This window comes from Pseudorhodoferax aquiterrae (assembly GCF_014652235.1).
GTDB classification, from domain to species: domain Bacteria; phylum Pseudomonadota; class Gammaproteobacteria; order Burkholderiales; family Burkholderiaceae_C; genus Pseudorhodoferax; species Pseudorhodoferax aquiterrae.
In genome coordinates this window covers 20284-33237 of record NZ_BMYK01000031.1, presented here as the reverse complement: position 1 = coordinate 33237, position 12954 = coordinate 20284, and the positions used below count along the sequence as shown (strand labels likewise).

9 protein-coding genes are annotated in these 12954 nt (G+C 73.2%); 4 read left to right on the top strand and 5 right to left on the bottom strand.

Annotated elements, in window-relative coordinates; all coding sequences use genetic code 11:
* Window positions 1–200: 200 nt before the first annotated feature.
* A complete protein-coding gene (locus IE209_RS28775) occupies window positions 201–1970 on the bottom strand; it encodes a putative bifunctional diguanylate cyclase/phosphodiesterase (protein WP_189690321.1) in 1770 nt (589 codons plus the stop codon).
* 227 nt (window positions 1971–2197) lie between these two features.
* Here IE209_RS28775 and IE209_RS28770 point away from each other — a divergent pair, with 227 nt between their 5' ends.
* The gene (locus IE209_RS28770; protein WP_189690320.1) at window positions 2198–2692 is read left to right on the top strand and encodes a hypothetical protein; all 495 of its coding nucleotides are present in this window, start codon (window positions 2198–2200) and stop codon (window positions 2690–2692) included.
* Between the two features lie 3 nt (window positions 2693–2695).
* Here IE209_RS28770 and IE209_RS28765 read toward each other — a convergent pair whose 3' ends face one another.
* Window positions 2696–3895 (bottom strand): MFS transporter, encoded by a 1200-nt coding sequence (locus IE209_RS28765; protein ID WP_229883107.1) that lies wholly within the window; start codon window positions 3893–3895, stop codon window positions 2696–2698.
* Between the two features lie 826 nt (window positions 3896–4721).
* On the opposite strand from IE209_RS28765, the gene trfA reads away from it, so the two are divergent.
* On the top strand, window positions 4722–5564 hold the full coding sequence (trfA, locus tag IE209_RS28760) for a plasmid replication initiator TrfA (RefSeq protein WP_189690318.1): 843 nt from the start codon (window positions 4722–4724) through the stop codon (window positions 5562–5564).
* 107 nt (window positions 5565–5671) lie between these two features.
* Here trfA and IE209_RS28755 read toward each other — a convergent pair whose 3' ends face one another.
* The gene (locus tag IE209_RS28755) at window positions 5672–7564 is read right to left on the bottom strand and encodes a sigma-54-dependent Fis family transcriptional regulator (protein WP_189690317.1); all 1893 of its coding nucleotides are present in this window, start codon (window positions 7562–7564) and stop codon (window positions 5672–5674) included.
* 132 nt (window positions 7565–7696) lie between these two features.
* Between IE209_RS28755 and IE209_RS28750 the strand changes: the two genes are divergently transcribed.
* Entirely contained in the window at window positions 7697–8965 is a 1269-nt protein-coding gene (locus IE209_RS28750) for an FCSD flavin-binding domain-containing protein (RefSeq protein ID WP_189690316.1), read from the top strand.
* On the opposite strand, the gene IE209_RS28745 is transcribed toward IE209_RS28750, so the two are convergent.
* Together IE209_RS28745 and IE209_RS28740 are read right to left on the bottom strand one after the other, a co-directional pair.
* The gene (locus tag IE209_RS28745) at window positions 8959–9891 is read right to left on the bottom strand and encodes a quinoprotein relay system zinc metallohydrolase 1 (protein ID WP_189690315.1); all 933 of its coding nucleotides are present in this window, start codon (window positions 9889–9891) and stop codon (window positions 8959–8961) included. The two genes, IE209_RS28750 and IE209_RS28745, sit on opposite strands and share 7 nt — an antisense overlap.
* On the bottom strand, window positions 9888–10634 hold the full coding sequence (locus IE209_RS28740) for a quinoprotein dehydrogenase-associated SoxYZ-like carrier (RefSeq protein WP_189690314.1): 747 nt from the start codon (window positions 10632–10634) through the stop codon (window positions 9888–9890). Before IE209_RS28740 ends, IE209_RS28745 begins: the two co-directional genes overlap by 4 nt.
* Before the next feature lie 165 nt (window positions 10635–10799).
* Here IE209_RS28740 and IE209_RS34265 point away from each other — a divergent pair, with 165 nt between their 5' ends.
* On the top strand, window positions 10800–12881 hold the full coding sequence (locus IE209_RS34265; protein ID WP_189690313.1) for a TonB C-terminal domain-containing protein: 2082 nt from the start codon (window positions 10800–10802) through the stop codon (window positions 12879–12881).
* The last annotated feature ends 73 nt before the right edge of the window (window positions 12882–12954 follow it).

The following is a 12954-nucleotide window of genomic DNA, read 5'->3' as shown; positions in this document are numbered from 1 at the left end:
TCATTCGACGAGAGCTCAGAACGCGCGCCCGCCGTGGCCCTCCAGAGTGCGCAGCGCGGTGCCGGCGCATCCGCCGTCTCGGCGAATGAGGCAGGCCTTCGCCGGGCCGATTCGCGGCGGCACCCGGCAGAGCGCCAGGCCCCGCGCTTCGTCAACGGCCACGTCCCGTACCTGCACGGCGCGTGGCGGCCTCGCTCCGATCACGAGGGCGGCGCGGCCGCGCCGTCCAGCCACTGCAGCGCCTCGGGCGCCACGCCCGCGCTGCGCATCGCGTCGCGCAGCGGCCGCGGCGCGGCGAACAGGTAACCCTGGTAGCCGTGGCAGCCGATCCGGCGCAGGAAGGCGAACTGGCCTTCCGTCTCCACGCCCTCGGCCACCACGCGCAGGCGCAGGCTGCGTGCCAGCGAGACGATGGTGCGCGCGATGGCGGCATCGTCCCGGTTGCGGGTGATCTCCGCGACGAAGGACTTGTCGATCTTGAGCTGGTCCAGCGGCAGCCGCTTGAGGTAGCTCAGCGAGGAGTAGCCCGTGCCGAAATCGTCCAGCGCGAAGCGCACGCCGAGCCGGCGCAGGGCCGCGACGCGCGCGATGGTGGCGTCCAGGTCCTCGTGCAGCATGCTCTCGGTCAGCTCCAGGCGCAGCCGGTGCGGGTCGGCGCCGCTGCGGGCCAGCGCGCGCTGCACGCTGGGCACGAAGCCCTGGTCGCGGAACTGGCGCGCACTGACGTTGACGGCCAGCGTCCAGGCCCGCGTGGCCGGTCCGCGCGCCCAGCGCGCCAGCTGCGCGCAGGCCTGGTCCAGCACCCACTGCCCGATCGGCAGGATCAGGCCGGACTGCTCGGCCAGCGGGATGAATTCGGCCGGCGACACCAGGCCGCGCACCGGATGCACCCAGCGCAGCAGCGCCTCGAAGCCGCTGACCTGGCGCTCGGCCTGCACGATGGGCTGGAAGTACAGCTGCAGTTCACCGCGCGCCTGGGCCTGGCGCAGGTCGGCCAGCAGGCCGGCGCGCGCATTCACGTCGGCCTGCAGCGCCGGATCGAAGAAGCAGACCTGGTTGCCGCCCGCGCCCTTGGCCTTGTAGAGCGCCATGTCGGCCTGCTTGAGCACTTCGTCCGCACGCTCCTCGCCGCCCTGCAGCAGCACCACGCCGGCGCTCAGCGCGGCATGCACGCGCCCGCCGTCCAGGAAGTAGGGCTGCTCCAGGATGCGGCGCAGCTTCTCGCCGAGGTCGGCCGCACGCAGCGTGGCCGCGGGCAGGTCGGGCCCGAGGTCGCCCAGCAGCAGCACGAACTCGTCGCCGCCGAGCCGCGCCACGGTGTCGCTGTGGCGCACGCAGGACAGCAGGCGCTGCGCCACCAGCCGCAGCAGCGCGTCGCCCTGGCCGTGGCCCAGCGTGTCGTTGACTTCCTTGAAGTTGTCCAGGTCGATCAGCACCAGCGCGCCGGCCTGGCCGGGGCGGCGCGCCTGGCCCAGCAGCTGCTGCAGCCGGTCCTGCATGAGCCGCCGGTTGGGCAGGCCGGTGAGCGGATCGAAGAAGGCCATGCGCTGGGCCTCCTCCTCGGCCTGCTTGCGCTGGGTGATGTCGGTGCGGATGGCGACGTACTGCTCGGGCCGGCCATCGGCCCCCAGGAACGGCACGATGGTGGTCGAGACCCAGTACAGCGCACCGTCCTTGGCCCGGTTGCAGATCTCGCCGTTCCAGACCTGGCCGCGGGCGATGCAGCGCCACATGTCGGCGAAGAAGCCCTCGGGATGCCGGCCGGAGCAGACCACGCGGTGGGTGCGGCCGACCAGTTCCTCGCGGGCGTAGCGCGAGACGGCGCAGAACTTGTCGTTCACGCGGAGGATCACGCCGCGCGCGTCGGTCACGGCCACGATGGCGTGGGCGTCCAGCGCGGCATTGAGTCGGCCGACCTCGCGCACGGCGTCGGCCAGCGCGGCTTGTTCATGTGTGCAGTCCTCGTTCAAATGTTCAGCCCCCCAGCGGCCTGCGTTCGTTGCGTGGCACGCCTCGAAATGCGGTGCGCCCCGAGGATCGCCGCCCCGCGTTCTTCGATGCGACGGCGGCGCAGTGGGCGGCGCTGCAAATCATGCGTTGCAATCAACACAAATGTCTTGACCCTGCTCAAACTTGATCGGCGTCATGCGCGCGCCTGGCGCGCGGATGCGGCCCAGCCCTGCCGGACAATGCCGCGATGAACGACGAAGAGTTTTCCCCGAACGAGGACGGTCCGGTCCAGCAAGCCCGCTTGTGGCGCGACGAGCGCTGGACCGCCGAGATCATCAAGAACGAAGACGACGACGGCTGGGCCGTGTCCATGACGCTGCGCGGCGAGTCCGAGCCGGCCCTGGTCGGGCCCTGGACCATGGGCCGCGACAAGAAGAACCCCAAGCCGCTGGACGCACCGGCCTTCCACACGCTCGTGAAGACCGCCAGCGAGGTGCTGCGCCGGCACGAGCAGCAACTGCATGCGCGCCTGCACAAGGAGGTCGCCGTCGGCGCCGGCTCCGAGCGCATCCGCGTGGCCCTGACCATCGTGCCGGACGAGGAGTACCCCTATGCGGTGCTGACCGCGCAGGACGAATCGGGCGAGACGCTGGGCCAGGCCCGGGTGGCCGCCGACTTCAAGCTCAACCTGGACAAGGCCGAGGCCTGGATCGCCAGCGGCTACGCCGCGCGCGTGCGCTGAGCTTCAGCGCCGCAGCCCGCGCGCCAGCCGGCCCAGCGCCAGGCAGGCGGCCAGCGCGAGGCCGGCCGACAGCCACAGCGAACCCACGCCCAGGCGCTGCACCGCCAGGCCGAACAGGAAGGGCGCGCCGGCCTGCACGATGCGGGCCGGGACCATCAGAAAGCCCTGCCGCTCGCCATAGCCCGCGGCGCCGAAGAACAGCAGCGGCAGCGTCCCGATGGCGATGGTCAGGATGCCGTTGCCCAGGCCGTGCAGCACCGCGAACACCGCCGCGGCCGGGCTGCCGAGCAGCACGAGGCACAGCACGCCCAGCGGATGGGCCAGCGTGGCCAGGCGTGCCGACAGCAAGGGATGCGCCCGGCTCAGGAACGCGAACTCGATCAGCCGGCCCGCGACCTGCGCCGGCCCCACCAGCGCCGCCGTGCCCACCGCCGCCGCCATGCCGGCACCCGCGGCCAGCAGCAGCTGTGGCAGGTGCGCCGCCATGGCGGTGCTGATGAACCAGGCCACGGCGAACACGAAGGCCAGCAGCCAGGCCGCCATGGCCTGCTGCCGCGGGGCCGGGGCAGCCTGCGGGTCGAGCGGGCCCGCGGGCTCCACGGGGGCCGCCGGCGCGCGCCCGGCCGCGGGCAGCAGCGCATTGAGCGGCAGGCCCACCAGCAGGTGCAGGCCGGCCCACACCAGGCAGGCACCACGCCAGCCCAGGCTGCTTTCCAGCCAGGCCGTGAGCGGCCAGCCCACGGTGCTGGCGAAGCCCGCGAACAGCGTGATGCCCGTGATGGTGCGCCTGGCCTGCCGGCCGTGCAGGCGCACCGCGGTGGCGAACGCGGCTTCGTAGAGGCCGCTGCCCATCGCCAGCCCCATCACGGCCCAGGCCATGAAGACATGCAGCGGCTGCTGCGCCAGGCCCAGCGCCGCCAGACCCGCCGCGAACACGAGGTTGCTGGCCAGCAGCACGGGCCGGCCACCGCGCAGGTCGATCCAGCGGCCGGCGAATGGCCCCGTCGCCGCCGCCACCAGCAAGGCCACGGAGAACGCAGCGAACACGGAGGCGCGCGCCATGCCCAGGTCGCGGCCGATGGCGCCCGCCAGGATGGCCGGCAGGTAGTACGACGAGGCCCAGGCCAGGGTCTGCGCCAGGCCCAGCAGCACGGTCGTCGTGGTCCGGCCTTGCGCCGGCGCGCCAGCGCTCAGCGGCGGCACCGCTGCACCGGCATGAACTGCATGGTCTGGCCCATGCACGCATGGTACGGGCTGGACCATGGCGCCCGGCCGCCTGTCTCAAACCACGATCCGCGGCCTTGGCCGGCAGCCACGCCGCAGTCGTGGTTTGACGCACGGTGGCACCACGCGCCTGTCGTGGCATGAAGCAGGCCGGGCCGAACGTCAGTTCGTGGTTTGAAGCATGGCAGTGCAGGCCATGTATCGGGTCTTGAATCACATGCCTGCCGAAAGCGCCCATCGGCGCGTGAATCAGTCGCTGACGTGGCATGACACCGCCCGCCTCGCGGAATGAAACCGGTCCATTCGTCGCTTGAAGCGCCGCGACTCGGGGAATGAGTCTGCAGGCTTTCTGAAAAACGCTTTCCGATCAATGACTTGAAGAAGAAACGGCGCCCCCCTAATCACTCTCTAATCGGTCTCTAATCCTGTTCATTAATCAAATTCCTAATCCACAAACGCAGCCGCCGTCGGTTCCGGCTTGCCGGAATCGATGGCGGAAGGGGTCCGGGGCTGGCCCCGGTGGTTTCCTGGCGCGCGGGGACCCGCGTGCACGCGCACAAGATGCTGTTTCAAACCACGAATGCGCCCGGCGCGCGAGCCGGTGTCAAACCACGACTGGAGCGCTGCCTCAAACCACGATGCAAACCAGCCCCGCGCACCATGGCCTGTCTCAAACCACGACAGCCGGCGTCCCCCAGTCCTGTCAGAGCGGGACGGCCCGCAGTGTCAAGACACGAACAGCTTGATTCAAACCACGAGACTTCTGATTCAAGCGACGACAGCCGGCTGCTATCGTCGCGGCCCGATGACCGACCTCGCCATCCTTCCCAAGTCCAAACGCAAGTCCCACGGCATGCTGCTCGCCGGGCCGACCCAGCTGCCCCTGTGGGGCGAGCGCGTGCGCGGCGCGCCCAACGCCCTGGCCCGCTCGGCCCTGTTCACCTGCGCCGACAAGCGCAAGCCACGCCGCAGCTTCGACCGCCAGGTCATCGTCTCGGTGGCCGGGCAGGAGATCCGCTACACGGGCAAGGAGCTGCGCCAGGACGACCTGACCGTGTGGCTGCAGGTCGTCCACCTCGCGCGCATGCAGCCCATCGGCGACCAGGTCGAGGTCTCGGCCAGTTCGCTCGGCGTGGCCATCGGCTGGGGCAACAGCGGCGACACCTACAAGCGCCTGCGCGACTCCATCGCCCGCATGCGCGAAGGCTCGGTCTGGGTCGACAAGCCCAACGGCAAGGGCTTCTCGGGCAACCTGATCATGCGGCTGGAGTGGTCGGACGCGGGCTCCAAGTCGCGCGAGAAGTGGAAGCTCTACCTCGATCCCAACATCCTGGAGCTGTTCCAGCCCGATGCCTTCACGCTGCTCAACGGCGAAGAGCGCCTGGGCCTGACGCCGCTCGCGCAGTGGATCTACGGCTTCTTCAGCACGCACGAGACACCGTTCCCGTACAAGGTCGAGACCCTGTTCGGCCTCAGCGGGTCGACGGCCACCTGCCTGTCGGGCTTTCGCCGCAACCTGCTGGAGGCGCTGGACGTGCTCAAGGAGCGCCGGCTGATCTCCGACTTCATCTACGACACCAAGACCAAGACCGTGCATGTGCTGCGCCGCCCGCACATGCCGGCGGTCGAGGGCCCGCTGGCGGCCTGAGTACGGTGATGTGCTTCAAACCACGAGCGGCAATCGTGGTTTGAGGCAGCGCCCCGCGCGCCGGCCTCGCGGCGGCGACCGCACTCGGGGTTTGAGGCAGGCTGCGGCTAGGAGCGCCGACGCGCCAGATGCCGGTACACCGTGCTGCGGTGCACGCCCAGCAGACGGGCGGCTTGCGCCACGTCGTTGCCGGTGGCCTGCAGTGCCTGCGCGATCGCCGAGCGCGTGGCATCGCGCAGCGACTCGGCCGCCGCGACCGGCCGATCGCTCGCAGCAGCGGCCGTGGCCGGCATGGCAGGCACCGGCGTCGCACCCCGCAAGGCCATCGGGAGTTCGTCCAGGCCGACCACAGCGCCCTCTTCGGCCAGCGCCACCAGCGACTTCAACACGCTGCGCAGCTCGCGCACATTGCCGGGCCAGCTGTGCGCGGCGAGCCGGTCCAGTGCCTCCTCCTGCAGGTGCAGGCCACGCTGGCGGCCGCCGAGGTCGTCGAACAGCCGCGCGATCAACGCGCGCCGATCCGCACGCTCGCGCAGCGCCGGCAGGCTGGCCGTGAAGCCGGCCAGGCGGTACATGAGGTCGGCACGGAAGCGGCCGGCCTGCACCATGGCCGCAAGGCTCTGGTGCGTGGCACACACCAGGTCGAAGTCCACGGGCACCGGCTTGCCGCCGCCCAGGGGGACGACCACGCGGTTCTCCAGCACGCGCAGCAGCCGGCTCTGCAGGCCGATCGGCATCTCGCCGATCTCGTCCAGAAACAGGATGCCGCCGTCGGCCTCGCGCACGCGGCCCGGACTGCCGCGCTTGCGCGCGCCCGTGAAGGCCCCGTCCTCGTAGCCGAACAGTTCGGCCTCGATCAGGTTCTCGGGCAGCGAGGCGCAGTCGAGCGCGACGAAGGGGCCGGCACTGCGCCGGCTGGCGGCATGCAGGCGGCGCGCGAACACGTCCTTGCCGCTGCCGGTCTCGCCCGTCACGAGAACGGGCACGCCCTGGTCCAGCACGCGCCGCGCCTGGGCCAGCAGCGGTGCCACGGGGTCGGACTCGGGCTGGGCCTCCTGCGCGGCGTCGGCACGTGGGCGCGGCGCCGCATGCAGCGGTGCGCCCAGACGCTCGACCACGCCGGCGATCTGGCGGCCGCCGGGCAGGGTCAGCAGGCCGCGCTGGTGTTCCAGCCTGCCCCAGTCGCGGCCCAGCAGGCCGCGGATGTCGCGGTCCAGCAGGCCGGCCCAGTCGCTGTCGAAGAATTCCAGCGCGAGCCGGTTGGCGGCCGCGATGCGGCCGTCGGTGATGACCAGCACGGCCTCGCGCGGCGTGCCGATCAGGCCGGGCCGGGCGTGAAAGCGCAGCACGTGGCCCTCGGCCCCGGCCAGCAGCATGCGGTGCTCGACCTGCTGGGCCGACATGCGCACCAGGCCCAGCGCATGCTGGTTCACGCGCTGCGTGTCGCCCGAGATGTCCAGCACGCCGGCCACGGCGCCGCGGCCGTCCAGGATGGGCGCGGCGGCGCAGCCCAGCTGGGCATAAGGGGCCAGGTAATGCTCGCCGCCCAGCACCATGATGGCGTGGCGCTCGACCAGCGCCGTGCCGATGGCGTTCGTGCCGCGCAGGCCTTCGGACCACTCCACGCCGGGCTTGAGCGCGATGCGCTCGGCCTTGGGCAGGAACTCCGGGCTGCCGATCTCGTGCAGGATCAGCCCGCTCGGGTCGGTCAGGATCACCACGCAGCCGTTGCCGGCCGCATGCTCGGCCAGGCCGTCGAGCTCGGGCTGGGCGCAGGCCAGCAGGCGCAGCGACTGCTCGCGCCGCTCGTCGAGTTCGCCCAGCGTGATCGGCTCCAGCTGATGCTGCTGCCAGGGGAGGTGCCGGCTGCGTTGCCAGGAGCGTGCGATGGGCTCGGCCACGCCGGCGGCCTCGCGGCCCTCGCGGAAGAACAGTTCGCGGGCCAGGGCGATCGGATCGTGCCCGTCAAGCGGGTGTGCCGGTGCAGTGGCATCCGTCATGGCTTGTCTCCGTGGTGCAGGTCCGGCGCGGATCGTAGCGGGCCGGCCGCCGGCCGGTCTGTCGCAAATTGCGAATTTTCCTGTCGCTTTCCCCGGGTCGCTGCGCCGGCGCGTTGCGGCTAGGCTGGCGCCATGGGCATGGATCTTCAGCGGCGGCGCGCCCTGCTCCAGGCGGCCGCGCTGTGCAGCGCTGCGCCGGTCTGGAGCCGGGCCGCCTCCCCCGCCGCACGCGTGGTGGTGGTCGGCGGCGGCTTCGCCGGGGCCAGTTGCGCAGCGGCGCTCAAGCGGCTGCAGCCGCAGCTGCAGGTGCTGTTGTTCGAGCCGCGCCAGCGCTTCATCGCCGGGCCCATGGCCAACGCCATGCTGGCCGGCCTGCGCGACCCGGCCGCGGTCTGCGCCACGCCGGCCGGCCTGGCTGCGCTGGGCGTGGACTGGCGCGCCGAGGCCGTGGCAGAGGTCGACCCCGTGCGGCTGCGGGTGCGCGACGGCACGGGCCGCTGGCATGCGGCCGACCGGCTCGTGCTGGCACCCGGCATCGACCTGGTCTGGGACGGCATCGCGGGCCTGGATGCCGGCAACAGCGCGCAGATGCCGCATGGCTGGCTCGGCGATGCCTCGATGCAGAGCCTGCGCCGGCGCTTCGCGGCCTTGCGCGACGGCGCCACCGTGCTGATCGGCGTGCCGGCCCATCCCTACCGCTGCCCGCCCGGGCCCTACGAGCGGGCCAGCCTGTTCGCCTGGGCGCTGCGCGGGCGGCGCGCCAAGGTGCTGATCGCCGACGCCAAGGACGACTTCAGCCTGCGTCCGCTGTTCCAGCGGGCCTGGGAAGGTCTGCCTGGCAGCGTGGAATGGTGGCCGCGGTCCCAGGGCGGCGAGGTGGTGGCCGTGGACACCGCACGCGGCGAGGTGCGCCTGGCCGGCGGCGAACGCCTGCGGCCTGACCTGGCCTGCGTCATCCCGGACCAGCAGGCCGCTGCGCTGTGCCATGCGGCCGACCTCGTGGACGAGAGCGGCTGGTGCCCGGTGCAGGCCGACAGCTTCGCCTCGCTGCGCCACGCCGGCGTGCACGTGCTGGGCGATGCCGCGGCGGCCTACCCGCTGCCCAAGTCGGCCATGGCGGCCCGCGGCGCGGCGCAGGCCTGTGCTGCGGCCATCTGCGCCGCGCTCGGCGGCCGGCCTGCACCAGCCCCACCGGTCTTGCAAAGCCAGTGCTACAGCCTGCTCGCGCCCGATGCCGCCATCGCGCTGCACGGCGACTACGCCGCCGTGGCCGGCCGCATGTCGGCCCTGCGGCAGCTGCGCAGCCCGGCCGACGCCGATGCCGCGCAGCGGGCGCGCGAGGCGCGCGCGGCCGAGGCTTGGTGGGGCCGCCTGCTGCGCGACAGCTTCGCGCTTCAGTGAGACGGCCGCGGCAGGCTGCCGGCTTCGATCGCCGGGTACAGGTGCATGACCGTGCGCTGCCACTCGGCCTGCAGCACGGCCAGGCGACGCAGCCGCTCGGGGGCCTGCAGGCGCATCGCCTCGTTCATGTCCAGCCCCTGCGCCGCCGCCTCGGTCAGCGTGCGCTGCACCCAGCGCAGGTAGTCGCGCGTCTGCGCGATGGCCTCGGCGCCACGCACCACGGGCCCATGGCCCGGCACCAGCACGCGCACGGGCAGCCGGGCCAGCCGGTCGAGTGCCGCCAGCCAGGTTGGCAGGTCGGCATCGGGCGTGGTCGGGGCGCGCTCGAAGAACACCAGGTCGCCCGCGAACAGGGTGCCCGTGGCCTCGTCGAACACGGCGAGGTCGGCCGCGCTGTGCCCTTGCAGCGCGATCAGCTGCAGGCGGCGCCCACCGAACACCACCGTGTCGGGCATCGGCACCGGCAGCGCGCCGGGCGCCTGCACGGCGGTGCCGGCCATGGCGCTGCCCACGAGCAGGTAGAGGTTCTGCGCCAGTTGGTCACCGCGCTGCGCGATGCGCTCGGCCGCGGCCGGCAGGGCCTGCACGGGCACATCGGCATAGGCCTGGTTGCCGAGGAAATGGTCCGGGTGCGCATGCGTGATGTAGACCTGCACCGCATCCGGGCCCGTCGTGGCGCGCACGGCTGCGCGTTGCGCCTGGCCATAGCGCAGCGAGGCCCCGGTGTCGATCACCACGGCACCGGCCGGCGTGGCGATGAAGCCGGTGTTGGCGATGTCGCCCGCATTGGCGCGGCTGAAATGCTCGCGCGCGCCTTCCAGCACGTAGACCCCGTCTGCCACGCGCTGCGGCTGCGGAAAGTCGCGCGCCGTTGCCGCGGCAGCGAGCAGCAACAGCAGCAGCCCGGCCCGCCTCGCCTGCCTCATGGCACGACCCGCGCGGCGATCCGGTTGCCCTGGGTGTCGCGCCCGTCGATGTGCACCGGGCCGCGGTGCTGCAGGTCCAGGCTCAGCACCGGGTTCTCGGCCACGGGCTCGTGCAGTTGCAGCCGCGCCAGCGCGCGGCCCGCCGCATCGCGCAGCGTGAGCTGGTCCACATGGAACACCGGGATGCCGCCGGCCAGGCCGGTGTCCATCGGATGCACGACGCGCAGCCGCAGCCGGCTCGCGCCCGCGGGCCGCGGCCACAGCCGCGCCGAGACCTCGCCCAGGCGCTCCTGCCAGGCGGCGTTGCCGCTGCCCTGGCTGGGCATGGTGCAGCCGCCGCCCGCGGCCGCCACCCAGGCGCCGCCCACATGCCAGGTGCCGCCACGCGTGCGCACGGCTGCGCGCACGGGCGTCGACTGCTCCACCTTGATGCGCAGGGCCAGCGCCCCGCCTGCGCGGTCCGGCCAGTAGTCCAGCACCAGCGGGATCGGGTTCAGGTCGGCGAACACGCGCACCTGCTCCACATCGGCGAGACCGTCGAAGCGCAGCTCCACGGGCACGGCCAGCGGGTCTTCGGCGCTGGGCGGAACGGCCACGCGCACGCGCGCATCGAAGACCACGGCAGCGTCGCCCAGCAGGCGCGCACGCACGCCGTTCCACAAGGGCGAGCGCAGCGGATCGCCCGCGGCGCGCACGGGCAGCAGCGGGTGGAGCAGGCACAGCAGCAACAACAGCGGACGCATCGGGACCTTTCCAATGGGTGCCGCATGCTAGGGCGCTGCAGCGCGCGTGGCGTGTCGCAAAGCGCGAATCTTCTCGGCGCTTTCCCCGGGATGCGGGCCGGCTGCGACTACAGTCGCGGCCTGATCCACAGTCCCGTGCGCCTGGCACGGACGCCCACAGAGCACGTGCCGGTCCCCGCGCATTCCCCCTCCATCGCCCCGCAGCCGCCGCGCTGGCCCCGGCGCCATCCCGGCGCAGGGCTGGTGCGTGGCGTGCTGGGGTCGCTGCTGGTCCATGGCCTGCTGCTGAGCCTGACCTTCGGCAGCGCCGAGTTCGGCCTGCCGGGCCTGGGCCTGCCCTGGCAGGAGCGGCGCGGCGAAGTGCCGACGCTGCGCGTGGTGCTTGCACCGGACGCGGCGCCGCGCCAGGAGGCCCCGGCCGCGACGGCGCCGGCCGTTTCGGACACGGGTGCGGCGGCGGCCGTGGACCGCCCGCCGCCCCGCCCTGCACCTGCCGCGCCCGCCACGCCGGCGCCCGGTGCCGCCGTGCTGGCAATGCCCTCCGTGGACGCCGCGGAGCAGCAAGCCGCGCAGCGCGCCGAGGCGCACCAGCAAGCCGAGCGCGAGGCCCGCCTCGCTGCGGCGCGCGCCCAGGTCGCGCAGGCCGAGGCCGAGCGGGCGCAAGCCAGCCGCGAGGCGGCCCTGCGTGCCGAAGCCGCGCGCCAACAGGCCGCACAGGCCGAAGCGCAACGCCTGGAACAGGAGCGCCATGCGGCGGACCGAGCGGCTGCGGCACGGCAGGAGGCGGCGCGCCAGGAAGCCGCCGCACGGGAGGCCGCGCACAGGGCGGAACAGGAGGCGGAGCAAGAGCGCCAGCAAGCCGAACGCCAGGCAGCAACCCGGGCCGAGGCGGCACGGCTGGAAGCCGCCCGCCAGCAAGCGGCGCAGGCCGAGGCGGACCGCCTGGCGATCGAACGCGAGGCGGCCGAACAGTCGCTCGCCGCAGAACAGGCGTCCCGGACCGCCGCAGCGGCACGGCTGCAGGCCGCGCGAGAGGCCGCCGCGGAAGAAGCCGCACGCCAGGCCGCTGCGCTGGATGCGGCACGCCAGCAGCGCGCCAGGGCCGAGGCCGAGCGGCAGGACGCCTTGCGCCAGGAGGCGGAGCGCGCCGAGACCGCGCGCCAGGAGGCCTCGCGGCAGGAAGCCGCACGACAGGCCGCCGCGCAGCAAGAAGCCGCACGCCAGGAAAGCGCCAAGGCTGAAGCCGCGCGCCAGGAGGCGGCGCGGACCGAAGCGGCCCGGCAGGAGGCCGAGCGCCAGGAGGCCCAACGCGCCGAAGCCGCACGGCAAGCCGCTGCGCAGCAGGAGGCAGCACGCCAGGAACGCGCCAGGGCCGAAGCCGCGCGGCAAGAGGCCGCACGCGCCGAAGCGGCCCGGCAGGAGGCCGAGCGCCAGGAGGCCCAACGCGCCGAGGCCGCACGGCAAGCCGCTGCGCAGCAGGAGGCAGCACGCCAGGAACGCGCCAGGGCCGAAGCCGCGCGGCAGGAGGCCGCACGCGCCGAAGCGGCCAGACAGGAGGCCGAGCGCCAAGAGACCCAACGTGCCGAGACCGCACGGCAAGCCGCCGCGCAGCAGGAAGCCGCACGCCAGGAAGCGGCGCGTCAGGAAGCGGCCCGCGCCCAGGCCGCCCAGGAAGCCGTGGCCCGCCAGCAGGCCGAAGCGCAGCGCCAGGCCTCGGCCGGCAACGAAGCGGCCCAGCGCGAAGCCGCCAAACGCGAGGCGGAGCGCGCCTACGAGGCGCAGCGCGAGGAGCGCCTGCGTGCGATCGGCCGCCAGCTCAACGCCGAGGCCGACCAGCGCGCCGCCGCCGAGGCCGCCGCGCGGTCTTCGCCCGACCTGCCCTCGTCCTGGAGCAACGCCAGGCGCGGCCGCAACCTCGCGCGCGGCGATCCGAACGAGGACCTGCGCCTGTACGGCGACGCCTGGAGCCGCAAGATCGAGCTCAACATGCCCACCGAGCAAGTGCGCGCACTGCTGCAGCAGCCGCACCAGCCGCCCGTCGTGACGGTCGCGGTACGCCGCGACGGCTCGGTGGAATCCATCACCTTCGTGCGCTCCAGCGGCGTGGCAGCCATCGACGAAGCCGTGCGCGGCATCGTGCAGGGCCAGGCCAACTACCCGGCGTTCCCGCCCCGGCTCGCGCGCGACTTCGACGTGGTCGAGATCCGACGCACCTGGCACTTCGACGTGGCGATCCGCCTGTACTAGGAGCGGGGCGGGATCTCCGCCGCCCACGCTCCCAGGCAAACCCGCAGGCTGTCGCAAGCCGCGACATCCGCGT

Coding starts and splice junctions, on each gene's coding strand:
- IE209_RS28770 (WP_189690320.1), top strand. CDS start 2,198: ATGAACGACGAAGAGTTTTCCCCGAACGAGGACGGTCCGGTCCAGCAA.
- trfA (WP_189690318.1), top strand. CDS start 4,722: ATGACCGACCTCGCCATCCTTCCCAAGTCCAAACGCAAGTCCCACGGC.
- IE209_RS28755 (WP_189690317.1), bottom strand. CDS start 7,564: ATGACGGATGCCACTGCACCGGCACACCCGCTTGACGGGCACGATCCG.
- IE209_RS28750 (WP_189690316.1), top strand. CDS start 7,697: ATGGGCATGGATCTTCAGCGGCGGCGCGCCCTGCTCCAGGCGGCCGCG.
- IE209_RS28745 (WP_189690315.1), bottom strand. CDS start 9,891: ATGAGGCAGGCGAGGCGGGCCGGGCTGCTGCTGTTGCTGCTCGCTGCC.
- IE209_RS28740 (WP_189690314.1), bottom strand. CDS start 10,634: ATGCGTCCGCTGTTGTTGCTGCTGTGCCTGCTCCACCCGCTGCTGCCC.